Source organism: Streptomyces sp. TLI_146, from assembly GCF_002846415.1.
Lineage (GTDB): Bacteria > Actinomycetota > Actinomycetes > Streptomycetales > Streptomycetaceae > Streptomyces.
The window spans coordinates 5,598,699-5,622,107 of the sequence record NZ_PJMX01000001.1; the positions used below are offsets into that span (position 1 = coordinate 5,598,699).

The following is a 23,409-nucleotide window of genomic DNA, read 5'->3' on the forward strand; positions in this document are numbered from 1 at the left end:
GGCGGATCGGGGTCAGATGCGGTCGAGTACCCGGGTCAGCAGCGAACCCATGCGCGCCGCCGAGTCACGGCCGGCCTGGAGCACCTCTTCGTGGTTGAGGGGCTCGCCGGTCAGACCCGCGGCCAGGTTGGTGACCAGGGAGATGCCCAGTACCTCGGCGCCCGCCTCGCGGGCCGCGATGGCCTCCAGGACGGTCGACATGCCGACGAGGTCGCCGCCGAGCACGCGGACCATGTTGATCTCGGCCGGGGTCTCGTAGTGCGGGCCGGGGAACTGGACGTACACGCCCTCTTCCAGGGACGAGTCGACCTCCTTGCACAGCGCGCGCAGACGCGGCGAGTACAGGTCCGTCAGGTCCACGAAGTTGGCCCCGATGATCGGGGACGCGGCCGTCAGGTTGAGGTGGTCGCTGATCAGCACGGGCTGGCCCGGGCGCATGCCCTCGCGCAGACCGCCGCAGCCGTTGGTGAGCACGACGGTCTTGCAGCCGGCGGCGACGGCGGTGCGCACGCCGTGCGAGACGGCGGTGACGTCGCGCTTCTCGTAGAAGTGCGTACGGCCCAGGAAGACCAGGGCGCGCTTCTCGCCGATCTTGTACGAGCGGATCTTGCCGCCGTGGCCCTCGACGGCCGGCGGCGGGAAGCCGGGCAGGTCGGTGACCGGGAACTCGGCCTCGGGCTCGCCGAGCGCGTCGACGGCCGGCGCCCAGCCGGAGCCCATCACGAGGGCGACGTCGTGGGTCTCGGCACCGGTCAGCTCGCGCAGGCGGGCGGCGGCGGCGTCGGCGGCGGCGTGCGGGTCGCCCAGGGTGTTGTCCGGAATAACAGATGCGTTCACGCGACGAGGGTAACCGCTGGATTCCTACGCGCGTAGATGACTGGCGGCACAAGGGTGCGATCGTTGTCTTGTCGTTTCCGACGAGCGGGGGTGCCAGGGGTTCGTCTGCGGGTGGTGGGTGGTTGCTCGCGCAGTTCCCCGCGCCCCTGGGTAGTCGGCCGCAGCCGGAGAAGCCAGCTCAGCCACGAGCATTTAGGGGCGCGGGGAACTGCGCGACCAGCCCACCACTCAGCCGCAGACAAAGGCCGGGCAGCGTCAGCAGGGGCGCTTGCGCAGTTCCATGACGTAGTCGTGCGGGGCCCCCGCCGACTCGGCGGCATCCGCCAGTTCGCCCAGATAACGCGCCGACGGCAGCCCGCCCTCGTACGCGTTGAGCACGTAGACCCACGCCGGCTCCTCCCCGTCCAGCGTGTCCACCCGTACCCGCATCCGGCGGTAGATGTCGAGGCCCACGCCCTCCCAGCGGTCCATGGAGTCCTCGTCGAGCGGCGCGACGTCGTACAGGGCGACGAACACCTGCGAGCGCGGGGCCTCCACGATCGTGGCGAGCGCGCCCTCCCAGCCCATCTGCTCCCCGCCGAACGTCAGCCGCCAGCCGTTCAGCCAGCCGGTGCCGCGCAGCGGGGAGTGAGGTGCGCGGCGCGTCATCAGCCGCGGATCCATGTTGCCGGCGTACGCGGCGTAGAGCGACATGGTGTCGAGGGTACGACAGCGGCCCACGGGTGCCCGCGCGAGAATGGCACACGGGTGTGACAGCCGGATGGCGCCCCGGGGGGCGAAGCATCTTGAAGCGTGCGGGACAATGAGCTACGTACTGCATTCCACAATGCGAGGCGGAACTTTTCGTGACCCGGATCGTGATCATCGGTGGCGGACCCGGCGGATACGAGGCGGCCCTGGTGGGCGCCCAACTCGGCGCGGAGGTGACCGTCGTCGACTGCGACGGTCTGGGCGGGGCGTCGGTGCTCACCGACTGCGTACCGTCGAAGACTCTGATCGCGACGGCCGAGGTGATGACCACCTTCGACTCTTCGTACGAGGAGTTGGGCATCCTGGTCGCCGACGACACTCCGCCCGAGGAGCAGTCCGCCCGTGTCGTGGGCGTCGACCTCGGCAAGGTCAACCGCCGTGTGAAGCGCCTCGCGCTCGCCCAGTCCCACGACATCACCGCCTCCGTCACCCGGGCCGGCGCCCGCGTGCTGCGCGGCCGCGGCAAGCTCGGCGGCCCGCAGGGCATCGACGGCACCCGTGACGTCATCGTCACGGCCGCCGACGGCAGCGAGGAGATCCTCACCGCCGACGCCGTCCTGATCGCCACCGGCGGGCACCCGCGCGAGATCCCGGACGCGCTGCCGGACGGCGAGCGGATCCTGAACTGGACCCAGGTGTACGACCTGGACGAGCTGCCCGAAGAGCTGATCGTGGTCGGCTCCGGCGTGACCGGCGCCGAGTTCGCCGGCGCGTACCAGGCGCTCGGCTCCAAGGTCACCCTCGTCTCGTCCCGCGACCGGGTGCTGCCCGGCGAGGACCCGGACGCGGCCGCCGTCCTGGAGGACGTCTTCCGCCGCCGCGGCATGAACGTCATGGCCCGCTCCCGCGCCCAGTCCGCCAAGCGCGTCGGCGACCGCGTCGAGGTGACGCTCTCGGACGGCCGCGTCATCAGCGGTACGCACTGCCTGATGGCGGTCGGCGCGATCCCCAACACCGCCGGGATGAACCTGGAGGAGTCCGGGGTCAAGCTCCTGGAGTCCGGCCACATCTGGACCGACAAGGTCTCGCGGACGAGCTCGCCGGGCGTGTACGCGGCCGGTGACGTCACCGGAATCTTCGCGCTCGCCTCGGTCGCGGCCATGCAGGGCCGTATCGCCATGTACCACTTCCTGGGCGACGCGGTGCAGCCGCTCAACCTCAAGACGGTCTCCTCCAACGTCTTCACCGACCCGGAGATCGCCACCGTCGGCTACTCGCAGGCCGACGTCGACGCGGGCAAGATCGAGGCCCGGGTCGTCAAGCTGCCGCTGCTGCGCAACCCGCGCGCCAAGATGCAGGGCATCCGGGACGGCTTCGTGAAGATCTTCTGCCGCCCCGGCACCGGCATCGTGGTCGGCGGCGTGGTCGTCTCGCCGCGCGCCTCGGAACTGATCCACCCCATCTCGATCGCGGTCGACAACAACCTGACCGTCGAACAGATCGCGAACGCGTTCACGGTCTACCCGTCCCTGTCGGGTTCGATCGCCGAGGTGGCGCGCCAGCTGCACACCCGCAAGAAGGCCGGAGAGGCGTAAACCGGCGCGCGGGAGCGGTCGCGGCGCGGGACAAGGCGCCCGGGAGGGCGCCTATACCACTTCGTGGACACCTCTGTGCACACCTTCTGTTATTCGGCGCAAACTGCTGAAAACAATCGGCCGCTCAGGTTACTGTCAGTTTCGTGTTCGCTGCAGAACGTCGCCAATTGATCCTCGAAATGGTGCGTGCCAACGGGGCGGTATCGCTCCGGGAGCTCGCGCGCGTCGTCCAGACCTCCGAAGTGACCGTACGGCGAGACGTGCGGGCACTGGAGGCCGAAGGACTCCTCGACCGCCGGCACGGCGGTGCGGTACTGCCGGGCGGGTTCACGCGAGAGTCCGGCTTCCCGCAGAAATCCCATCTCGCGACCGCGGAGAAGACGGCCATCGCCGACCTCGCCGCGGGCCTCGTCGAAGAGGGCGAGGCCATCGTGGTCGGCGCGGGGACGACCACGCAGGAGCTGGCCCGCCGCCTCGCCCGCGTCCCCGGCCTCACCGTGGTCACCAACTCGCTGCTCGTCGCCCAGGCGCTGGCCCACGCCAACCGCGTGGAGGTCGTCATGACCGGGGGCACCCTGCGCGGCTCCAACTACGCGCTGGTGGGCAGCGGGGCCGAGCAGTCCCTCCAGGGGCTGCGGGTCTCGCGCGCCTTCCTCTCCGGAAGCGGGCTGACCGCCGAGCGCGGTCTGTCCACGTCCAACATGCTCTCGGCGAGCGTGGACCGGGCCCTGGTGCAGGCGGCCGCCGAGGTGGTCGTCCTCGCCGACCACACCAAGCTCGGCACCGACACCATGTTCCAGACGGTGCCGACGGACGTGATCACCCGCCTGGTCACCGACGAGCCCCCCGGTCACGAGGACCGGGCGGCCACCGAGCTCCAGGCCCTGGCCGACCAGGGTGTGCAGATCACGGTGGCCGGGACGGGGTCCGGCGGTGAGGGCGTCCCGCCGGGGCGCCAGCCCCGCCGGGACGTGCCGCTGCCCGGCCAGCGGCGCAGCCATGTGCCGGGCGCCGGGCCGCAGTTGCGCAGCGCGGCCTCGCTGGGTGACCAGCAGGGTCCAGGGGAGCGGGCGAGAGTGGCCGATCTGCGCCGCCGCTAGGCGGTATTCGGCCAGGCGCCGCCGTCGTGGCGGGCGCCCTCGCGGTGGTCGGGGCCCGGCACGGCCTCGGTCACGGCTTCAGTCCGCGCAGGGTCAGGGCGAGCAGCCGGTCGGCCAACTCCGGGTCGTCCGGCGCCTGTTCGGCCGCCAGGGCGATCGCGTTGGTGAGCTGCATCAGATCGCCGATGGTCACGTCCACGCGTACGGAACCGGCCAGCTGGGCCCGTTCCAGCAGGGCGCTGCCCGCCTCCCGCATGGGCACGCTGCACTGCGCCAGGGCGGAACTGTCGTCGTGCGAGGCCGACATGAGCGCGCGGGCCACCCCTCGGTACTCACCCGTATGAGTGATGATGGCGCGCAGCCACTCCACCAGCGCCGTGCAGGGGTGTGCGGAGTCGAGCAACTCCCGCGAGCGCGCGAGGAGTACGTCCACCTCGCTCTGGAAGATCGCGTTCATCAGCGCGTGCCGGTTCGGGAAGTGCCGGTAGAGGGTGCCGATGCCGACGCCCGCGCGCTTGGCCACGTCTTCGAGCGAGGCGTCCGTCCCGTGCTCCGCGAACGCGCTCCTGGCCACGCCCAGGAGCCGCTCGTAGTTGCGGCGCGCGTCGGCACGCATGGGCCTCGTCGTCATACCCCAAGGATGCCCGAAGCGCGCGCTCAGGGGGCGGCCCGGTACCGGTCCAGTGCGGACGCCCGCTCGTGGAAGGGGATCCGCGAGAACCGCGACACCAGGGTCCACATCCGGCGCTCCTCGGCGAGCTCCCTGGGCAGGACGAGCCCCAGCGACTCGGCGAGGGGCCCCCGGCCCGCGTTCACCAGGGCGCGTACGGCCGCCGCCCACTCGTCGGTCGCGGCCACCGCCGCCCGGTACCAGAGCGGCACCAGGACCAGCAGCGCCCCGGCGGCGGTCAGCAGCGGCGGCACGTCGGCCGAGGCCGCCGGGAGGGTGGCGAGCGCCAGGAGCGCGACGGCGGTGTGCCCGGCGAGCAGCGCCACGAAGAAGTCGACGCTGGTCCGCGCCAGCTCGACCTGGCGGCAGAGCTTGTCGGGCGCGGCGCCGGTCAGCTCGTTCGACAGGAGCTGGGTGTCCAGGCAGTACCGGTTCTGCCCGTACTCCTCGAAGCGGCGGATCGCGTTGCCGAGCCGGGTCGGGGCGATCTGCGCCGGGTCCACCGGGTAGCGGCTAAGCCGCTCCTGGAGCAGCCCGCGCTGCGCCGAGGTCCGCAGCCGGTCCTTGCGGACGGCCCGGGCCAGGCGCGGATCGCTGCGTACGCGTACGAGATCGGCGGAGGCGAGCGGGCCGAGCGCGGTTCCGTCGCGGACCCGCCGCTCCAGGCCGAGCAGCTGCGTCCGGTCGGCGAGCGCGCTGCGGGCGGCCCGCGCCCGCCGGCACCCCGCCTCGTAGGCGCGGGCGGGCCACAGCACGTACCCCTCCAGGAGCCGGTAGAGGAGGTTCTGCAGCGCGTGGAGGACCAGGCCGCACAGCAGGGACGCGGTCAGCAGCACCAGCATCGGGCCCGGCGCCGCGTCCGGCCACAGCCGCCGGGCCACCGCGGTCCGGCGCAGACTCGGCGCGACGGCGAGCGCGAGGACCCCGAGGTTGAGGGCGGTCGGCAGTATCCACCCCACGAGCAGCGACCAGGCGCCTCCCAGTACCCCTTTGGCGATGTCACCCAAGGTCGTCTTCCCAGGAGTCGTCGTCGGGGTTGGTGGTGGGGCCGGGGGAGGTGTGGCGGGTGGTCCCGACGGCGCGGCCGGAGTCGCCGGTCACGAAGGAGCCGCCGGCCATGTTGCCGATGTAGATGCCGCCGCCGTGGACGACGTGCGACTCCTGGTGCCGCTCGTCGAGGCCGGGCGCGGACAGCCCCTGGTCGCGCAGGGTGGCGCGCAGGGCGCCCAGGACCAGCAGGTGCACGGTCCGCGAGATCCGTCCGGCGTCGGCGGCGGCCAGCGGCGGGAGGTCCGGCTCGGCGGCCAGTTCGCGGATGGAGGAGCGGGGGCCGCCCGGGGGCGACGGGAACCGCCGCATCCACCGGACCGACCAGGCGCCCAGCTCGGCCGGGAGGGCCGCGGGGGCCGTCAGCGCCCGGACCGGCCAGGACCACGCCCTGCCCGGCACGGTGAACTCCCGGCGCACCGGCGGCAGGGCGCAGGTGACCTGCTGGACGAAGAGGACCGGGCCGTCCAGCCGGATCTGTACGAAGACGGTGGTCAGCTGGGAGCCGAGGCCGCGCGAGACGATCCGCAGCCAGCGGGCGGAGGGCGGATGCCCGTTCGGGGACCAGGGAGGCAGACGCCGATGGGACACCCCCTCGTCCGGCAGCAGAAAACGCTCGTCGACCTGGGCGGCGAGACCGGGTACGGCCTCCACGGCCCGCGCGATGCCTCTCAGCACGTCGGACACGTCGAACGCGCCGGTGGGGCCGCGCACTTCGGTCGCCAGCGCCAGGGAGTCCCGTACCGCTCCCGATCCGAGGAACGGGGTCGCGTCCCGGTAGATCGTCACCGGTGACATCCCGTCCGCTTGGATCAGCGCGCTGATGCGACCCGGCCGCGTCGGAACTCTGTAGGACGACCGGATGACCCGCAGACGGCCCCACACCGCCGCCCGGTGCGCCCCGGCCACCCCCGCCATCAGTACGGGGCCCGCGAACGCGGCGGTGACCTCGGGCCAGTCGGCGGTCCGGGCGGTGGCCACGGCGAGTGCCGCGGAGGCGGCCAGCACCGCGCCGCCCAGCACCCGCAGCGCCCCCGCCGTGACCCGGGCGGCCGGGCGCCGCGCGGCGCGCAGGGCCACCGCCCCGGACAGGGCCGCGCACCCGGCCGCGTACAGCACGTACAGCGGGCCCGCGAAGAGGAGTCCGGCGATCCACAGGAGCGCCATCGGCACGGCCCAGCGCAGGGCGGTGCGGCGGGCGTGCAGCGCCTCGGCCAGTACGGCGGCCGCGTCGACGTCGTACGACTGCGCGCTGTAGCGCTCCCCGTGCTCGTACAGCTCGTCGATGACGGCGTTCCGGTACCGGGTGTCCAGATGGACACCGGACATCAACTGCCGAGTGGTGGAGGATGGTTGATCCGGCACCGCCGAAGCGTACCGCCGTACGCAGCGGCGAGGCCCCCGCCGGAGTGAACCGGCGGGGGCCTCAACTGCTCATGCGGCTGCGGGAGTTCAGTCCTTGATCTCGCAGATCAGCGCGCCCGAGGTGACCGACGCGCCGACCTCCGCCGCCAGGCCCTTGACGGTGCCGGAGCGGTGGGCGTTGAGGGGCTGTTCCATCTTCATGGCCTCCAGGACGACGATGAGGTCGCCTTCCTGGACTTCCTGGCCCTCTTCGACGGCGACCTTGACGATCGTGCCCTGCATCGGGGACGCCAGCGAGTCGCCGGAGGCCGCCGAGCCCGCCTTCTTGGCCGCGCGGCGCTTGGGCTTGGCCCCGGCCGCCAGGCCCGTACGGGCCAGCGACATGCCGAGCGACGACGGGAGGGAGACTTCGAGCCGCTTGCCGCCGACCTCGACCACGACCGTCTCGCGACCCGGCTCCTCGTCCGTCTCGGCGTCGGCCGGGGCGGTGAAGGGCTTGATCTCGTTGACGAATTCGGTCTCGATCCAGCGGGTGTGGATCTGGAAGGGGTCGGCGGTGAAGGCGGGGTCGGTGACGACGGCCTGGTGGAAGGGGATGGCGGTGGCCATGCCTTCGACCTTGAACTCGGCCAGGGCGCGGGAGGCGCGCTGGAGGGCCTGTTCGCGGGTGGCGCCGGTGACGATGAGCTTGGCGAGCAGGGAGTCCCAGGCGGGGCCGATCACGCTGCCGGATTCGACGCCGGCGTCCAGGCGGACGCCGGGGCCGGTGGGCGGGTTGAAGAGGGTGACGGTGCCGGGGGCGGGCAGGAAGTTGCGGCCGGGGTCTTCGCCGTTGATGCGGAACTCGAAGGAGTGGCCGCGGATCTCGGGGTCGCCGTAGCCGAGTTCCTCGCCGTCGGCGATGCGGAACATCTCGCGGACCAGGTCGATGCCGGTGACTTCTTCGGTGACGGGGTGTTCGACCTGGAGGCGGGTGTTGACTTCGAGGAAGGAGATGGTGCCGTCGGTGCCGACGAGGAACTCGACGGTGCCGGCGCCGACGTAGCCGGCTTCCTTGAGGATGGCCTTGGACGCGGCATACAGCTCCGCGTTCTGTTCCGGGCTCAGGAAGGGGGCGGGGGCTTCCTCGACGAGTTTTTGGTGGCGGCGCTGGAGCGAGCAGTCGCGGGTGGAGACGACGACGACGTTGCCGTGGGTGTCGGCCAGGCACTGGGTCTCGACGTGGCGGGGCTTGTCGAGGTAGCGCTCGACGAAGCATTCGCCGCGGCCGAAGGCGGCGACGGCTTCGCGCACGGCGGAGTCGTAGAGCTCGGGGACTTCTTCGAGGGTGCGGGCGACCTTGAGGCCGCGTCCGCCGCCGCCGAAGGCCGCCTTGATCGCGATGGGCAGGCCGTGCTGCTCGGCGAACGCGACGACCTCGTCGGCGCCGGAGACGGGGTCGGGGGTGCCGGCGACGAGGGGGGCTCCGGCGCGCTGGGCGATGTGGCGGGCGGCGACCTTGTCACCCAGGTCGCGGATGGCCTGCGGCGGCGGGCCGATCCAGGTCAGGCCGGCATCCAGGACGGCCTGGGCGAATTCGGCGTTCTCGGAGAGGAAGCCGTAGCCGGGGTGGATGGCGTCGGCTCCCGAGTCCCGGGCCGCCTGGAGGACCTTGTTCATGTCCAGGTAGCTGGTGGCCGGGGTGTCACCGCCCAGGGCGAACGCCTCGTCGGCCGCGCGGACGTGCAGAGCGTCCCGGTCCGGATCGGCGTAGACGGCTACGCTCCCGATCCCGGCGTCCCGGCAAGCACGGGCGACACGGACAGCGATTTCGCCACGGTTGGCGATGAGCACCTTGCGCACGATGGCTCCCTCCTTGAAAAACAAGCTGAGTTTAGGGAAGCCGTACACCGGCCCACGACCCGTCCCCCGTGGTGAGCTTGCCCACACGGAGTGTGACCCGCGGCTCGCTCATGTCGCGAAATCCCTTGTCGCACCACGGTACGCCGGGTCCCTGCCCGGCACATTAGCGTTCTGGTGTGGTCAAGGTCTCTGTCCCCGGGGCCAGCGAGGCCCTCACATTCTTTGTGGAGTCCCTACGAATGGCGGAATGATTCTTTGCGGTCGGAAGATCGTGCTCCCTCTGTCGTCCGGACCCTTGCCCAGGGGTTTACCGGTTAGTAGCGTTCGGTTGTAAGACGTACTAGCGGTAACAGGGGCTGGGTGGAAGCAGGGGGGTGCGCCGTGGCGCGCAGACCGGTGGCTGTGGTGGCCGCGATCGTTCTTCTGGCCGAAGCCGTCGGCATCGTCCTGATCAACTGGTTCTTCGGACACGCCGTCCATCAGCAGAACATGTCCCTGGGCGGGGTCGACTCGGACACGATGTCCCACACGACGTATGCGATGGGCGGCGTCTTCGGCTTCTACCTGGCGATGTGCGGAATCGTCCTGCTGCTCACGGGCGTACGGGACCGGGCGCCCGGGCGGTTCGGGCGGATCCTGCTCATCACCTGCGCGGTGACCCACGGGCTGCTGGGGGCGCTGACGGTCGGTCTGGTGGGCTGGACCGCTTTCGCGTTCATGATGGTGGTGCTGGCGCTGATCGTGCTGGTGCTGCTGATGTACGCGCCCCGCGTGCCCGCGGAGCCGGTCGACGCCGCCCCGTCGGGTGACGGCGGCCCGCCCGAGCCTGCCGCCGCCTGAGCGGTTTCGCAGCCCCTACCGGGCCACCCACAGCTCCGTGATCCCGATCCCCAGCTCCGCCAGCAGCGTCCGCAGCAGCGGCAGCGACAGGCCGATCACGTTGCCCGGGTCGCCGTCGATGCCGTTCACGAACGGGGCCGAGCGGCCGTCCAGGGTGAACGCGCCCGCCACGTGCAGGGGTTCGCCGCTCGCCACGTACGCGGCGATCTCCGCGTCGCTCGGCTCGCCGAAGCGGACCGTGGTGGACGCCGTCGCCGAGGCGCGGCGGCCGTTCGCCGTGTCGATGACGCAGTGGCCCGTGCGCAGCACCCCGGCGCGGCCGCGCATGGACTTCCAGCGGGCCGTGGCCTCCTCGGCGTCGGCGGGCTTGCCCAGCGCCTCGCCGTCCAGCTCCAGGACCGAGTCGCAGCCGATCAGCAGGGCCCCGGCGGCCTCGGGGCGGGCGGCGACCGCGTCGGCCTTGGCCTCGGCCAGGACGAGGGCGAGCTCGCCGGGGGTGGGGGCGGTGAGGGCGTCCTCGTCGACCCCGCTGACGATGACCTCGGGGGCGAGGCCGGCCTGGCGCAGCAGACCGAGCCGGGCGGGCGAGGCGGAGGCGAGGACGAGGCGGCGAGCGGCGGCAGTCATACGGGTCATCGTAGACAGCGCGGGGCCGCCGCCCGGCCGGGGCGCAGGTCAGTGCAGGCTGACCACGAACATCCCCAGGACCATGAGCAGCGCCAGCACCAGGCCCGCGCGCCGCATCATCGCCTGTGCGTCGCGCAGTTCCTTCGGCGGCTCGTTCTTCGGGTCGGACCAGAGCATGCCTTCGATACTGCGGCCGCGAGGGCCGGGGGCGCCTGAGTACGGGTACTCAAGCACCCCCTGGGGGCGCCGTCGGCGCGGCGGCTACGAGGGCCAGTACGTCCGCGCCCAGGACCGCGGCCCCGGCCTCGGCACCGGGTGGCGGGCGATGCGGGCCGGGGTGGACCACTCCTCGGGGGGCAGCGGCGCACCGGACGACGCGGAGGCGGTCGCCGCGGCGCGCGCCTGGACCACCGCCAGTGCGGCGGCCAGCTCCTCGGGGGTCGGGTTGCCCCGTACGACCTTGATCACAGCGGCTCCTTACAGGGGGATGTTGCCGTGCTTCTTCGGGGGGAGGGATTCCCGCTTCGTCCGCAGCTGACGCAGGCCCCGCACGATGTGCGCACGGGTCTCGGACGGCATGATCACCGCGTCCACGTATCCGCGCTCGGCCGCGATGTAGGGGTTGAGGAGCGTGTCCTCGTAGTCGGCGATCAGCTCCGCGCGCGTGGCCTCTGCTTCTTCGGGGTCCGTGACGGCCGCGATGGTGCGGCGGTGCAGGATGTTCACCGCGCCCTGCGCGCCCATCACCGCGATCTGCGCGGTCGGCCAGGCCACGTTGAGGTCGGCGCCCAGGTGCTTGGAGCCCATGACGTCGTACGCGCCGCCGAACGCCTTGCGGGTGATGACCGTGATGAGGGGGACGGTGGCTTCCGCGTACGCGTAGATCAGCTTGGCGCCGCGCCGGATGATGCCGCCGTACTCCTGGTCCACGCCCGGCAGGAAGCCCGGCACGTCCACGAAGGTGATCACCGGCACGTTGAAGGCGTCGCAGGTGCGCACGAAGCGCGCGGCCTTCTCGGAGGCGTTGATGTCCAGGCACCCGGCGAACTGCATCGGCTGGTTGGCGACGATGCCGACCGGGAAGCCCTCGACGCGCCCGAAGCCGGTGATGATGTTCGGCGCGAACAGCGCCTGGGTCTCCAGGAACTCGCCGTCGTCCAGGACGTGCTCGATGGCCGTGTGCATGTCGTACGGCTGGTTCGCGGAGTCGGGGATGAGCGTGTCCAGCTCCCGGTCGGAGTCCGAGAGCTCCAGGTCGGCCTCCTCGGGGAAGGCCGGGGCCTCGCTCAGGTTGTTCGAAGGCAGGTACGACAGCAGCGACTTGACGTACTCGATCGCGTCCTTCTCGTCGCCCGCCATGTGGTGCGCCACGCCCGAGGTGGTGTTGTGGGTGCGCGCGCCGCCCAGCTCCTCGAAGCCGACGTCCTCGCCGGTGACCGTCTTGATGACGTCCGGTCCCGTGATGAACATGTGCGAGGTCTGGTCGACCATCACCGTGAAGTCGGTGATGGCGGGGGAGTAGACCGCACCGCCCGCGCAGGGCCCGACGATCAGGGAGATCTGCGGGACCACGCCCGAGGCGTGCACGTTGCGGCGGAAGATCTCGGCGAACAGGCCGAGCGCGACCACGCCCTCCTGGATACGGGCGCCGCCGCCGTCGTTGATGCCGATGACCGGGCAGCCGGTCTTCAGCGCGAAGTCCATGACCTTGACGATCTTCTCGCCGTAGACCTCGCCGAGCGAGCCGCCGAAGATGGTGAAGTCCTGGGAGTAGACGCACACCGGGCGCCCGTCGACCGTGCCGTAACCGGTGACGACACCGTCTCCGTACGGGCGGTTCTTCTCGATCCCGAAGTTGGTCGAGCGGTGCCGGGCGAACTCGTCGAGCTCGACGAACGACCCTTCGTCGAGGAGCAGGTCGACCCGCTCACGGGCGGTCAACTTGCCCTTGGCGTGCTGCTTTTCCACAGCCCGCTCGGAGCCGGCGTGCGTCGCCTCTTCGATGCGGCGCTGCAGATCCGCGAGCTTTCCCGCGGTCGTGTGGATGTCAGTCACGTCTTGCTGCTCCGGCTCGGACATCGGGATGCGGCTCCCTGCCTGGTCACGGGTTTCGGCTGGCTACTGACTCGTAGGGTAGTGGCGCGGATACCGTTCGGCAGTGCGTCGTTTGCCACACCGGGGTGCGCTTGCGCCCGCGCGCCTAACCTGGCTCGTATGACGCCCCAGGACGCATCCGAAAGCCGCTGGTCCGACCTCGACCGGCCCCCTCTCAACGCCTCCGCCCTGCGCCACGCCCTGGTGCGGCCCGGCGCCCTGTGGACCTCCCTGGACGTGGTCCAGGCGACCGGTTCGACCAACTCCGACCTCACCGCCCGGGCCGAGGAGCTCCGCGAGGGCGCGGTCCTGGTGGCCGAGGAGCAGACCGCCGGGCGCGGCCGCCTCGACCGCAGCTGGTCGGCGCCGGCCCGCTCCGGCCTCTTCTTCTCCGTACTGCTGCGGCCCGGCGCGGGCGTCCCGGTGGACCGCTGGGGCTGGCTGCCGCTGCTCACCGGGGTGGCCGTCGCCACCGGCCTGTCCCGGGCCGCGGGCGTCGACACGTCGCTGAAGTGGCCCAACGACCTGCTGGTCACCGTCGGCGGCGAGGAGCGCAAGGCGGGCGGGATCCTCGCCGAGCGGGCGGGCGAGGACGCGGTGGTGGTCGGCATCGGCCTCAACGTCACCCTGCGCGCCGACGAACTGCCGGTGCCCGCCGCCGGGTCGCTGGCGCTGGCCGACGCGATCTCGACCGACCGCGAGACGCTGCTGCGGGCCGTGCTGCGCTCCCTGGAGCAGTGGTACGTGGACTGGCGCGAGGCGGGCGGCGACCCGGCGGCGTCCCGGCTCCAGGAGACATACGCGGCGGGCTGCGCCACGCTCGGCCGTACCGTGCGCGCCGAGCTCCCCGGTGACCGCTCGGTGACCGGGGAAGCCGTCGCGGTGGACGCGGACGGACGGCTGGTGCTCGCCACGGAAGGGGGCGGACGGGAGCCCGTGGCGGCGGGCGACATCGTCCACCTGCGCCCGGCGGCCGGCTGAGCCGGTGGTTCCCGCACACCGCCGCCGGGTGACGTCGGGCGACAAGGCAACGGGTGCGAGGACGTGAGCTACGGCACACCTGCCGTATCGTGGAGCCCGATCCAGCGACAGATCGGCAGGGAAGTGCGCAGGGAACGGGCAGGAGGCGGCTGGTGACCGTCGACGACACGCAGTCCGGTGAGGGTGCCGGCCCCCCCTCGGAGCCGGCGCCCTCCGCGTACCCGACCCCGCACCACGTCGTGGACCACACCGCCGAGCCCACCGCCGATCCGCTCGCCATCCGTCTGGAGCAGCTGATCCTGGGCGCGGACCGGCGGTACACGCCGTTCCAGGCGGCCCGGACCGCGGGCGTCTCCATGGAGCTGGCCTCGCGGTTCTGGCGGGCCATGGGGTTCGCGGACATCGGGCAGGCCAAGGCGCTCACCGAGGCCGACGTGCTGGCGCTGCGGCGCCTCGCCGGTCTGGTCGAGGCGGGGCTGCTCAGCGAGCCCATGGCGGTGCAGGTGGCCCGCTCCACCGGGCAGACCACCGCCCGGCTGGCCGAATGGCAGATCGATTCCTTCCTGGAGGGCCTGACCGAGCCGCCCGAGCCCGGTATGACCCGTACGGAAGTCACGTATCCGCTGGTGGAGCTGCTCCTGCCGGAGCTGGAGGAGTTCCTGGTGTACGTGTGGCGGCGCCAGTTGGCCGCCGCCACCGGGCGCGTGGTGCAGGCCGCCGACGACGAGGAGATGGTCGACCGGCGGCTCGCCGTCGGCTTCGCCGACCTCGTCGGCTTCACCCGGCTCACCCGGCGCCTGGAGGAGGAGGAGCTCGGCGAGCTCGTCGAGGCCTTCGAGACGACCGCGGCCGACCTGGTCGCCGCGCACGGCGGCCGGCTCATCAAGACGCTCGGCGACGAGGTCCTGTTCGCCGCCGACGACGCCGGTACGGCCGCGGAGATATCGCTCCGGCTGATCGAGACGATGGGCCACGACGAGACGATGCCCGCGCTGCGCGTGGGGATCGCCTTCGGCACGGTCACCACCCGGATGGGCGATGTCTTCGGCACGACCGTGAACCTGGCCAGCAGGCTCACCTCGATAGCGCCCAAGGATTCGGTGCTGGTGGACGGCGCCTTCGCGGAGGAGCTCGCGCGTACGGGCGACGCGCCGGTGTCGGAGACGCAGGCCGCCGAGGAGGCCGCGAAGGCGGAGAAGGAGGGCGAGGAGCCCCCCAAGTACCGCTTCGCGCTCCAGCCGATGTGGCAGCGGCCCGTGCGCGGGCTCGGGGTGGTCGAGCCCTGGATGCTGCACCGGCGTGGGGCCTGAGCCTGCTGCCGCCTGAGCGTTTTCCGGTGCGGGCCGCCGTGGGCCGGTCGCGCCCGCGCGGCGGAGCCGCACGTGTCACAGCCCCGTGCCCCTTACGGGGCGCTGACGTGCCTGCCTAAGATCCCGACGTAACGTTCGTTAACGTCGTCGGGAGGGTTCTCATGGGCACGGATGAGCAGCGGTACGGGGAGTTCGTCGGCGTGCGGCGGCACGGGTACGTCGCCGAGCTGGTGCTCGACCGGCCCAAGGCGATGAACGCGGTCTCCACCGAGATGGCCCGCTCGATCGCCGCCGCCTGCGACGCGCTCGCCGCCGACCCCTCCGCGAGGGCGGTCGTGCTGACCTCCACGCACGAGCGGGCCTTCTGCGTGGGCGCCGACCTCAAGGAGCGCAACTCCTTCACCGATGCCGAGCTGGTGCGCCAGCGCCCCACCGCACGCGCCTGCTACACCGGCGTCCTCGACCTGCCCATGCCCACCGTGGCCGCCGTGCACGGCTTCGCGCTCGGCGGCGGGTTCGAGCTGGCGCTCGCCTGCGACCTGATCGTGGCGGACGCGACGGCCGTCGTCGGGCTGCCGGAGGTCTCGGTCGGCGTCATCCCCGGCGGCGGCGGTACGCAGCTGCTGCCCCGGCGCGTGGGCGCGGCCCGGGCGGCCGAACTGGTCTTCACCGCACGGCGGGTGGAGGCCGCGGAGGCGCGCGACCTCGGCCTGGTCGACGTGCTCGTGGGCGAGGGCGAGGACCGCGACGAGGCGCTGGCGCTGGCCGCGCGGATCGCCGCGAACTCGCCGGTCGGGCTGCGCGCGGCCAAGCGGGCCATGCGGCTGGGACACGGGCTCGACCTGCGGGCGGGCCTGGAGGTCGAGGACGCGGCGTGGCGGTCGGTGGCGTTCTCGGGGGACCGGGCGGAGGGCGTCGCGGCGTTCAACGAGAAGCGGAAGCCGCAGTGGCCGGGCGAGTGAGCTGATCCTGTAGTCGGCCCGGGCCCGGCCAACTGATCAAAACGGGGCAAACCTCCCTAAGCTGGAGGGATGCGCGGTGAGGGCGAGGGTGTCGGCGGGACCGAGGACGTACGGCTGCGGGCCGTGGTGTCGCTGGCGCAGGCCATGGCGGCGGCCCACACCCCGCGCGAGTCCTGGCGGGCGGCGGCGCTCGGCGCGCGGGACGCGCTCGCCGGGAACTTCGCCGCGCTCTCCACATGGGAGCGGGAGCTGGGGCGGCTGCGGGTCCTGGTGAACGCGGGCGAACGGGCCGAGGGGGAGGAGGAGTTCCCGGAGGACGAGACGTATCCGGTGCACCAGTTCCCCGAGATCACCGAGTTCCTGCACGAGCGGTGGGCCGGCGGGGGCGAGCCCAACGCCTGGGTGGAGACGGCCGCCGGGCCCGGGGACGCGGCGGGCTACTGCCACGAGCGGGTCACCGCGCTGCGGCGGCGCGGGCGCGGCTGCTGCGTGGTCGCGCCGATCGTGCTGCACGGGCGGGCGTGGGGCGAGCTGTATGTGGCCCGGCCGGTGGGCGCGCCCGTCTTCGACGCGTCCGACGCGGACTTCGCGACCGTCCTGGCGTCGGTGGCGGCGGCCGGGATCGCCCAGACCGAACGCCTGGAGGAGGTCCGCCGCCTCGCCTTCACCGACCCGCTGACGGGCCTGGCCAACCGCCGGGCGGTGGACGTACGCCTTGACGAGGCGGTCGAGGCGCATCGGCGGGACGGCTCGGTGGTGAGCCTGGTGGTGTGCGACCTGAACGGGCTCAAGCGGGTCAACGACACCCGGGGCCACGCGGTGGGGGACCGGCTCCTCGAACGCTTCGGCTCGGTGCTGTCGCTGTGCGGGGCGAAGCTGCCGGGGGCGCTGGCGGCGCGGCTGGGCGGCGACGAGTTCTGCCTGCTGTCGGTGGGTCCGCCGCCGGACGACGTCGTCGAGGTCGCGGCCGAACTGTGCCTGCGGGCGGGGGAGTTGGAGCTGGGGGAGGGGGTCGCGTGCGGGGTCGCGTCGACGGGTGACCCCATCGGGCCGGTGCGCTCGGCCCGTCGCCTGTTCCGTCTCGCGGACGCCGCGCAGTACCGGGCGAAGGCGGCGCGCTCCGATGCGCCGGTGGTGGCGGGGCGGGACGGGGCGGTGGTGCAGCTGGCGGACGCGCCTGTGCCGGAGCGGGCGGAGCGGCGCCGCTTCCGGGGCCGGGGCTGACTTCCCGGGCTGCGCCCGGCCCCTCGTTCGTCTGCGGACCGTGGATGGCTGGTCGCGCAGTTCCCCGCGCCCCTTGGATGCGCCCCTTCGGGCCGCCCCTTCTGGGGCCCGGGGGCTAGTGACACATGGCGATTCAATACGTACGCTGCTGAATATGGATATGCACACTGTCGTGGTGGGGACGTCCGGGACGACCCCGGAGGACGTCGTCGCCGTCGCCCGTCAGGGCGCCCGTATCGAGCTCTCGGCCGAAGCCCTCGACGCCCTCGCCAGAGCCCGCGAGATCGTCGACGCCCTCGCCGCCAAGCCGGAGCCCGTATACGGCGTCTCCACCGGCTTCGGCGCCCTCGCCACCCGGCACATCAGCCCGGACCTGCGCGCCCAGCTCCAGCGCAACATCGTGCGCTCGCACGCCGCCGGCATGGGCCCGCGCGTGGAGCGCGAGGTCGTGCGCGCGCTGATGTTCCTGCGGCTGAAGACCGTCGCCTCCGGCCACACCGGCGTACGCCCCTCCGTGGCCCAGACGATGGCCGACATCCTGAACGCCGGCATCACCCCGGTCGTCCACGAGTACGGCTCGCTCGGCTGCTCCGGCGACCTCGCGCCGCTCTCGCACTGTGCGATGACCCTGATGGGCGAGGGCGACGCGGAGGGCCCCGACGGTGTCGTGCGGCCCGCCGGCGAGCTCCTCGCCGAGGCCGGCATCGAGCCCGTCGTGCTGCGCGAGAAGGAGGGCCTGGCCCTCCTCAACGGCACCGACGGCATGCTCGGCATGCTGATCATGGCCCTCGCGGACCTGAAGAAGCTCTACACCTCCGCCGACATCACGGCCGCGCTCTCCCTGGAGGCGCTGCTCGGCACCGCCAAGGTCCTCGCGCCCGAGCTGCACGCCATCCGCCCGCACCCCGGCCAGGGCGCCTCCGCCGCCAACATGCTGGCCGTGCTGAAGGGTTCGGGCCTGACCGGGCACTTCCAGCAGGACGAGGCCCCGCGCGTCCAGGACGCGTACTCGGTGCGCTGCGCCCCGCAGGTCGCGGGCGCGGGCCGCGACACCATCGCGTACGCCCTCACCGTCGCCGAGCGCGAGCTCGCCTCGGCCGTCGACAACCCGGTCGTCCTGCCGGACGGGCGCGTGGAGTCCAACGGCAACTTCCACGGCGCCCCGGTCGCCTACGTCCTGGACTTCCTGGCGATCGCCGCCGCCGACCTCGGTTCCATCGCCGAGCGCCGCACCGACCGGCTGCTCGACAAGAACCGCTCGCACGGCCTGCCGCCGTTCCTCGCGGACGACGCCGGCGTCGACTCCGGTCTGATGATCGCCCAGTACACGCAGGCCGCCCTGGTGAGCGAGATGAAGCGGCTGGCCGTCCCGGCCTCCGCCGACTCGATCCCGTCCTCCGCCATGCAGGAGGACCACGTCTCCATGGGCTGGTCGGCCGCCCGCAAGCTGCGCACCGCGATCGACAACCTGACCCGGATCATCGCCGTCGAGCTGTACGCGGCGACCCGCGGCATCGAGCTGCGCCACGGCCTCACCCCCGCGCCCGCCTCCCAGGCCGCCATCAAGGCCGCCCGCGAGGCCGGAGTCGGCGGTCCCGGCCCGGACCGCTTCCTCGCCCCCGACCTGGCCGCCGCCGACGCGTTCGTGCGCAGCGGGCAGCTGGTCGCGGCGGTGGAGCCGGTGACCGGCCCGCTGGCCTGACACCCGTACGCACATACGTGAAGGGGCGCCCGGGAACTTCCCGGGCGCCCCTTCACGCACGAGCGCTTCAGTACTGCTGTCGCGCCCTGCGCACCGAGAAGGCGACGAAACCGGCGCCCAGGCCCAGGAACAGCGTGCCGCCGAAGAGGTACGGGGACGTGTCCACGGTGCCCGTGTCGGCGAGCGCGAGATCAGCCTGGGTGCCCGCGGTGGCGGCCGTCGAACGGGCGGGGGCCGACGGTGGCTTCCCGTCCGTGGCGTTGGCCGATGGGACGAACCACAGAGCGCAGAGCAGCGAGCCCGCCGCGGTGGCGGTGAGCAGAGGCCGGCGAGCGACGGACACCTAGTCGATCCCCCTTGTGGATACGGCGAATTGGTGGTGTGGACCGATGCTAGTGAAAGCAGCGGGTCGCAGGAAAGTCGTGGAGGTCCCGAGCCCTACGCTCCGTCGCATGACCACAGAAGAGACACCACGCTATGTCCGCCTCCGAGTGGATTTGGTACTGGAGATCGACGACCCGGAGGCGCTGACCGGCGCGGCCCTGGAGCGCATCGCGGCGGACGAGCTCCTTCCGGACCAGGAGCGCGCGCATGCCCGGTCGGCGGTGCGGGAAGACGAGGCGGAGGCCCTGGCGTATCTGGTCGACCCGTTCGACCTGGTCGCCGAGGTGCCGGGGGTCGAGCTCGCGCAGGCCTCCTGGAGCAGCGAGGAGATCGAGTACGACCCCGACGACGAGGACTGGGACCTCGACGAGGAAGATGAGAGCGACGAGGAGGACGGGGACGACGGCCCGAGGCCGTGACGTCCGAGGAGCCACAGGGCCGGTTTGTCCGGCCCGGGTGGTGTTTCCCACACCTCCTCCGCAAAAGGAACCACAGCCTCAGTGGCTATGTTGTTCAGTCGACGGCTTGGTCGATGGCTTGGGGGACCGGCAACGATGGAGAAGCGTGTGATAACGGAGAGTAAGCGCCGCAAGGGTCTCGTGGCCGCGTCCGCGGTGCTCGGCGGCGTACTGCTGCTGTCGGCATGCAACGACGACGGCAAGGACAAGGGCGGCGCCGACGCCTCGAAGACGGCGCAGTCCCAGGTCGACAAGGCAGCCGAGAAGGACACCTCCGACGCGAAGATCACCATCACGCCCAAGAACGGCGCCGACAACGTCGGCATCAACAACGACACCAAGGTCTCCGTCGCCGACGGCAAGCTGACCTCGGTCGTCATGACGTCCGCCGAGGGCACGCCGGTCGCCGGCAAGATCTCCGCGGACGGGCTGAGCTGGGTGCCGGACAAGGCGCTGAAGCGCTCCGCCAAGTACAAGATCACGGCGACCGCGCAGGACGCGAAGGGCCGCGAGGCCCACGAGAACGCCTCGTTCGCGACGGTCTCGCCCGCCAACAGCTTCATCGGCAACTTCACGCCCGAGTCCGGCTCCACGGTCGGCGTGGGCATGCCCGTGTCGGTGACGTTCGACAAGGCGATCGCCAACAAGAAGGACGTCCAGTCCCACATCACGGTGACGTCCAGCAGCGGCCAGGAGGTCGTCGGCCACTGGTTCGGCGCGCAGCGCCTGGACTTCCGCCCGCAGGACTACTGGAAGTCCGGCTCGACCGTCACCATGAAGCTCGACCTGGACGGCGTCGAGGGCAAGCCGGGCGTCACCGGCGTGCAGGAGAAGACGGTCACCTTCAAGATCGGCCGCAACCAGGTCTCCACGGTGGACGCCCAGACCCACCAGATGACCGTCACGCAGGACGGCAAGACCGTCAAGACGATCCCGATCTCCGCGGGTGCGCCCGACCACAAGACGTACAACGGCACCATGGTGATCTCCGAGAAGTTCAAGGAGACCCGGATGAACGGTGCGACGGTCGGTTTCACCGACGGTGACGGCAAGGGCGAGTACGACATCAAGGACGTCCCGCACGCGATGCGGCTCTCCGCGTCCGGCACGTTCATCCACGGCAACTACTGGGGCGCCAAGTCCATCTTCGGCAGCGCCAACACCAGCCACGGCTGTGTCGGACTCTCCGACACGAAGGGTGCGGGTGACCCGGGGACCGCGGGCGCGTGGTTCTACGAGCACTCGATCGTGGGTGACGTGGTCGTCGTCAAGAACACCGGCGACAAGACCATCGCGCCGGACAACGGGTTCAGCGACTGGAACATGGGCTGGGCGGCCTGGAAGGCCGGTTCGGCGGTCTGATCCCGTACGGTCCCCGCGCGGCGGCCGCGCCCGGTTCTCCGGGCGCGGCCGTTCGCGTTCCCGGCGAAGGCGACGATCACCCGGAACGCGTCGGCGGCGCGATCACGAGGACGGCCGGGAGCGCGTCGGCGGGGTGGCGGAGGCCGGGCGGCCGTCGGGACCCGAGGGGTCGGGGGCGGCCGCCCAGCTCGCCAGCAGCCGCAGCGAGTCCGCCGACGGCGAGCCCGGCTCCGCGTAGTACGTCACCAGCGACAGATCGTGCTCCTCGGGCAGCTTCAGCGTCTCGTACGACAGCGTCAGCTCGCCCACCAGCGGGTGGTGCAGCCGCTTGGTGCCGTGGCCCTTCTGGCGGACCGTGTGGGCGGCCCACAGCGTACGGAACTCGTCGCTCTTGACCGACAGTTCGCCCACCAGGGCGGTGAGCAGCGGGTCGTCCGGGTAGCAGCCCGCGCACAGCCGCAGCACCCCCACTACCTCGACCGCCTTGTCCTCCCATTCCAGATACCGCTCGCGGGCGGTCGGGTCGAGGAAGATGTGGCGGGCGAAGTTGCGCTCCTCCGCCGGGAGGTCGACGAAGTCGCCGATGAGGGCGGCGGCCATCCGGTTCCAGGCCAGCAGGTCGAGCCGGCGGCCCAGGATGTACGCCGGGACCGCCTCCATCGAGTCGATCAGATGGTGCAGCTGCGGCCGCACCGCCGCCTGCCGCCCGCCCCCGGCCTTCTTCTTCTTGGTCGCGGTCGGCTTGGCCAGGTGGGTGAGGTGCTGCTGCTCGGCGTCGGTCAGCCGCAGCGCCCGCGCGATCGCGTCGAGCACCTCGGCCGACACGTTCTGCCCGTTCCCCTGTTCGAGGCGGGTGTAGTACGCGACCGACACCCCGGCCAGCTGGGCCAGCTCCTCCCGGCGCAGCCCCGGCACCCGGCGGTGCCGCCCGAAGTCGGGCAGGCCCACGTCCCCGGGCTTGAGCCGGGCCCGGCGGGAGCGGAGGAATTCGCTGAGTTCGGCACGCTGGTCCATGACAACCCAGTATCCGCCGTCGTACGACCGTGAGCCTGACCCTGCCAGTAGTACGCACACGGGGCGTACGCACGGCGGACGTACGCAGAACAGGGGGCTGGGTGGCGGGCGGCCGCTGCGGCACCGTGGACGGCGTACCCGAGAATCCCGAGGAGTCAAGGCAATGACCACCGTCGCCGCCTACGCCGCCCCCGCCGCCAAGGCCCCGCTGGAGCGCACCACCATCGAGCGCCGCGCCGTCGGCACGCACGACATCCTGATCGAGATCAAGTACGCCGGCATCTGCCACTCCGACATCCACCAGGCCCGCGAGGGCTGGGGCGAGGCCATCTTCCCGATGGTCCCGGGCCACGAGATCGCCGGTGTGGTCACCGAGGTGGGCCCCGGCGTCACCAAGTACGCCGTCGGCGACCGCGTCGGCGTCGGCTGCTTCGTCGACTCCTGCGGCGAGTGCGCGCAGTGCGCGGCCGGGCAGGAGCAGTTCTGCGCCCAGGCCGTCGGCACGTACAACGCCATCGGCCGCGACGGCGAGCCCACCTACGGCGGCTACTCCACCCACGTCGTCGTCTCCGAGCGCTTCGCGGTCCGCGTCCCCGACGCCCTGTCCCTTGACGTCGCCGCGCCGCTGCTGTGCGCGGGCATCACGCTCTACTCGCCGCTCAAGCGCTGGCAGGCGGGTCCCGGCAAGAAGGTCGCGATCCTGGGCCTGGGCGGCCTCGGCCACATGGGCGTCAAGATCGCGCACGCGCTCGGCGCCGAGGTGACCGTGCTCAGCCAGACGCTGCGCAAGCAGGAGGACGGCCTGAAGCTGGGCGCCGACCACTTCCACGCCACCAGCGACCCGAAGACGTTCGAGCAGCTCGCGGGCTCCCTCGACCTGATCGTCTCCACGGTCTCGGCCCCGCTGGACCTCGGCGCCTACCTCGGGCTCCTGAAGCCGGGCGGCGCGCTGGTGAACGTGGGCGCCCCCGAGGAGCCCAACCAGCTCAACATGTTCGGCCTCATCGGCGGCAACAAGATCCTCGCCGGTTCGATGATCGGCGGCATCGCGGAGACCCAGGAGATGCTGGACTTCTGCGCCGAGCACGGCCTGGGCGCGGAGATCGAGCTGATCCGCGCGGACCAGGTGAACGAAGCGTACGAGCGGGTGCTGGCGAGCGATGTGCGGTACCGGTTCGTGATCGACACGGCGACGATCTGAGACGGCCCGGGCTTTGTCTGCGGGTGTGTGGGTGGCTGGTCGCGCAGTTCCCCGCGCCCCTTTTCGCGCCCGGCCTTTGTCTGCGGGCCGGTAGTGGGTTGCTC

The 23,409-nt window shown here is 72.1% G+C and carries 23 protein-coding genes; 11 read left to right on the forward strand and 12 right to left on the reverse strand.

What is annotated here, in order from left to right; genetic code table 11:
* Positions 1-12 precede the first annotated feature (12 nt).
* Together BX283_RS25170 and BX283_RS25175 are read right to left on the reverse strand one after the other, a co-directional pair.
* The gene (locus BX283_RS25170) at positions 13-837 is read right to left on the reverse strand and encodes a purine-nucleoside phosphorylase (RefSeq protein ID WP_101389759.1); all 825 of its coding nucleotides are present in this window, start codon (positions 835-837) and stop codon (positions 13-15) included.
* Positions 838-1,092: 255 nt separating this feature from the next.
* Positions 1,093-1,530, reverse strand: a complete 438-nt coding sequence (locus BX283_RS25175; RefSeq protein WP_101389760.1) for a gamma-glutamylcyclotransferase — start codon at positions 1,528-1,530, stop codon at positions 1,093-1,095.
* 152 nt (positions 1,531-1,682) lie between these two features.
* Here BX283_RS25175 and BX283_RS25180 point away from each other — a divergent pair, with 152 nt between their 5' ends.
* Together BX283_RS25180 and BX283_RS25185 are read left to right on the forward strand one after the other, a co-directional pair.
* On the forward strand, positions 1,683-3,122 hold the full coding sequence (locus BX283_RS25180) for an NAD(P)H-quinone dehydrogenase (RefSeq protein WP_101389761.1): 1,440 nt from the start codon (positions 1,683-1,685) through the stop codon (positions 3,120-3,122).
* A gap of 143 nt (positions 3,123-3,265) precedes the next feature.
* Positions 3,266-4,222 carry a DeoR/GlpR family DNA-binding transcription regulator gene (locus BX283_RS25185; RefSeq protein ID WP_101389762.1) on the forward strand — a complete coding sequence of 319 codons (957 nt, stop codon included), beginning with the start codon at positions 3,266-3,268 and terminating at the stop codon, positions 4,220-4,222.
* A 70-nt stretch (positions 4,223-4,292) separates the two neighbouring features.
* On the opposite strand, the gene BX283_RS25190 is transcribed toward BX283_RS25185, so the two are convergent.
* The 4 genes from BX283_RS25190 to BX283_RS25205 all read right to left on the reverse strand — a co-directional run bounded on the left by BX283_RS25190 (position 4,293) and on the right by BX283_RS25205 (position 9,146).
* Entirely contained in the window at positions 4,293-4,853 is a 561-nt protein-coding gene (locus BX283_RS25190; RefSeq protein WP_101389763.1) for a TetR/AcrR family transcriptional regulator, read from the reverse strand.
* A gap of 26 nt (positions 4,854-4,879) precedes the next feature.
* Positions 4,880-5,899: a hypothetical protein gene (locus BX283_RS25195; RefSeq protein WP_101389764.1), complete on the reverse strand. Its 1,020-nt coding sequence runs from the start codon at positions 5,897-5,899 to the stop codon at positions 4,880-4,882.
* Positions 5,892-7,304 (reverse strand): DUF423 domain-containing protein, encoded by a 1,413-nt coding sequence (locus BX283_RS25200; protein WP_143676454.1) that lies wholly within the window; start codon positions 7,302-7,304, stop codon positions 5,892-5,894. The genes BX283_RS25195 and BX283_RS25200 overlap by 8 nt, the downstream gene beginning before the upstream one ends.
* Positions 7,305-7,391: 87 nt before the next feature.
* The gene (locus BX283_RS25205) at positions 7,392-9,146 is read right to left on the reverse strand and encodes a biotin carboxylase N-terminal domain-containing protein (protein ID WP_101389766.1); all 1,755 of its coding nucleotides are present in this window, start codon (positions 9,144-9,146) and stop codon (positions 7,392-7,394) included.
* Positions 9,147-9,527: 381 nt separating this feature from the next.
* Here BX283_RS25205 and BX283_RS25210 point away from each other — a divergent pair, with 381 nt between their 5' ends.
* On the forward strand, positions 9,528-9,986 hold the full coding sequence (locus tag BX283_RS25210; RefSeq protein WP_101389767.1) for a hypothetical protein: 459 nt from the start codon (positions 9,528-9,530) through the stop codon (positions 9,984-9,986).
* Between the two features lie 15 nt (positions 9,987-10,001).
* Here the strand turns inward: BX283_RS25210 and BX283_RS25215 are convergent, their stop codons facing one another.
* The 4 genes from BX283_RS25215 to BX283_RS25225 form a co-directional block, all read right to left on the reverse strand.
* Positions 10,002-10,622 carry a nucleoside triphosphate pyrophosphatase gene (locus tag BX283_RS25215; protein WP_180357246.1) on the reverse strand — a complete coding sequence of 207 codons (621 nt, stop codon included), beginning with the start codon at positions 10,620-10,622 and terminating at the stop codon, positions 10,002-10,004.
* Positions 10,623-10,661: 39 nt separating this feature from the next.
* Complete coding sequence (mmpB, locus tag BX283_RS41695; RefSeq protein WP_257583798.1) at positions 10,662-10,790, reverse strand: morphogenic membrane protein MmpB; 129 nt, start codon at positions 10,788-10,790, stop codon at positions 10,662-10,664.
* Between the two features lie 84 nt (positions 10,791-10,874).
* Positions 10,875-11,081 carry an acyl-CoA carboxylase epsilon subunit gene (locus BX283_RS25220; protein ID WP_101389769.1) on the reverse strand — a complete coding sequence of 69 codons (207 nt, stop codon included), beginning with the start codon at positions 11,079-11,081 and terminating at the stop codon, positions 10,875-10,877.
* A 9-nt stretch (positions 11,082-11,090) separates the two neighbouring features.
* Entirely contained in the window at positions 11,091-12,692 is a 1,602-nt protein-coding gene (locus BX283_RS25225) for an acyl-CoA carboxylase subunit beta (RefSeq protein WP_101389770.1), read from the reverse strand.
* A 135-nt stretch (positions 12,693-12,827) separates the two neighbouring features.
* Here BX283_RS25225 and BX283_RS25230 point away from each other — a divergent pair, with 135 nt between their 5' ends.
* The 5 genes from BX283_RS25230 to hutH all read left to right on the forward strand — a co-directional run bounded on the left by BX283_RS25230 (position 12,828) and on the right by hutH (position 18,886).
* The gene (locus BX283_RS25230) at positions 12,828-13,688 is read left to right on the forward strand and encodes a biotin--[acetyl-CoA-carboxylase] ligase (protein ID WP_101389771.1); all 861 of its coding nucleotides are present in this window, start codon (positions 12,828-12,830) and stop codon (positions 13,686-13,688) included.
* 152 nt (positions 13,689-13,840) lie between these two features.
* Positions 13,841-14,998 (forward strand): adenylate/guanylate cyclase domain-containing protein, encoded by a 1,158-nt coding sequence (locus BX283_RS25235; RefSeq protein ID WP_101389772.1) that lies wholly within the window; start codon positions 13,841-13,843, stop codon positions 14,996-14,998.
* 161 nt (positions 14,999-15,159) lie between these two features.
* Entirely contained in the window at positions 15,160-15,960 is an 801-nt protein-coding gene (locus BX283_RS25240) for an enoyl-CoA hydratase/isomerase family protein (protein WP_101389773.1), read from the forward strand.
* A 69-nt stretch (positions 15,961-16,029) separates the two neighbouring features.
* Entirely contained in the window at positions 16,030-17,184 is a 1,155-nt protein-coding gene (locus BX283_RS25245; RefSeq protein ID WP_101389774.1) for a sensor domain-containing diguanylate cyclase, read from the forward strand.
* Between the two features lie 160 nt (positions 17,185-17,344).
* Positions 17,345-18,886: a histidine ammonia-lyase gene (gene hutH, locus BX283_RS25250; RefSeq protein WP_101389775.1), complete on the forward strand. Its 1,542-nt coding sequence runs from the start codon at positions 17,345-17,347 to the stop codon at positions 18,884-18,886.
* 67 nt (positions 18,887-18,953) lie between these two features.
* Here hutH and BX283_RS25255 read toward each other — a convergent pair whose 3' ends face one another.
* Positions 18,954-19,229, reverse strand: coding sequence for a hypothetical protein (locus BX283_RS25255; RefSeq protein ID WP_101389776.1), 276 nt, complete (start codon positions 19,227-19,229; stop codon positions 18,954-18,956).
* Between the two features lie 109 nt (positions 19,230-19,338).
* On the opposite strand from BX283_RS25255, the gene BX283_RS25260 reads away from it, so the two are divergent.
* Positions 19,339-19,689, forward strand: coding sequence for a hypothetical protein (locus tag BX283_RS25260; protein ID WP_101392566.1), 351 nt, complete (start codon positions 19,339-19,341; stop codon positions 19,687-19,689).
* A gap of 135 nt (positions 19,690-19,824) precedes the next feature.
* The gene (locus BX283_RS25265) at positions 19,825-21,090 is read left to right on the forward strand and encodes an Ig-like domain-containing protein (RefSeq protein ID WP_101389777.1); all 1,266 of its coding nucleotides are present in this window, start codon (positions 19,825-19,827) and stop codon (positions 21,088-21,090) included.
* A gap of 102 nt (positions 21,091-21,192) precedes the next feature.
* On the opposite strand, the gene BX283_RS25270 is transcribed toward BX283_RS25265, so the two are convergent.
* Complete coding sequence (locus BX283_RS25270) at positions 21,193-22,104, reverse strand: helix-turn-helix domain-containing protein (protein ID WP_101389778.1); 912 nt, start codon at positions 22,102-22,104, stop codon at positions 21,193-21,195.
* Positions 22,105-22,267: 163 nt separating this feature from the next.
* Here BX283_RS25270 and BX283_RS25275 point away from each other — a divergent pair, with 163 nt between their 5' ends.
* The gene (locus BX283_RS25275; protein ID WP_101389779.1) at positions 22,268-23,305 is read left to right on the forward strand and encodes an NAD(P)-dependent alcohol dehydrogenase; all 1,038 of its coding nucleotides are present in this window, start codon (positions 22,268-22,270) and stop codon (positions 23,303-23,305) included.
* The last annotated feature ends 104 nt before the right edge of the window (positions 23,306-23,409 follow it).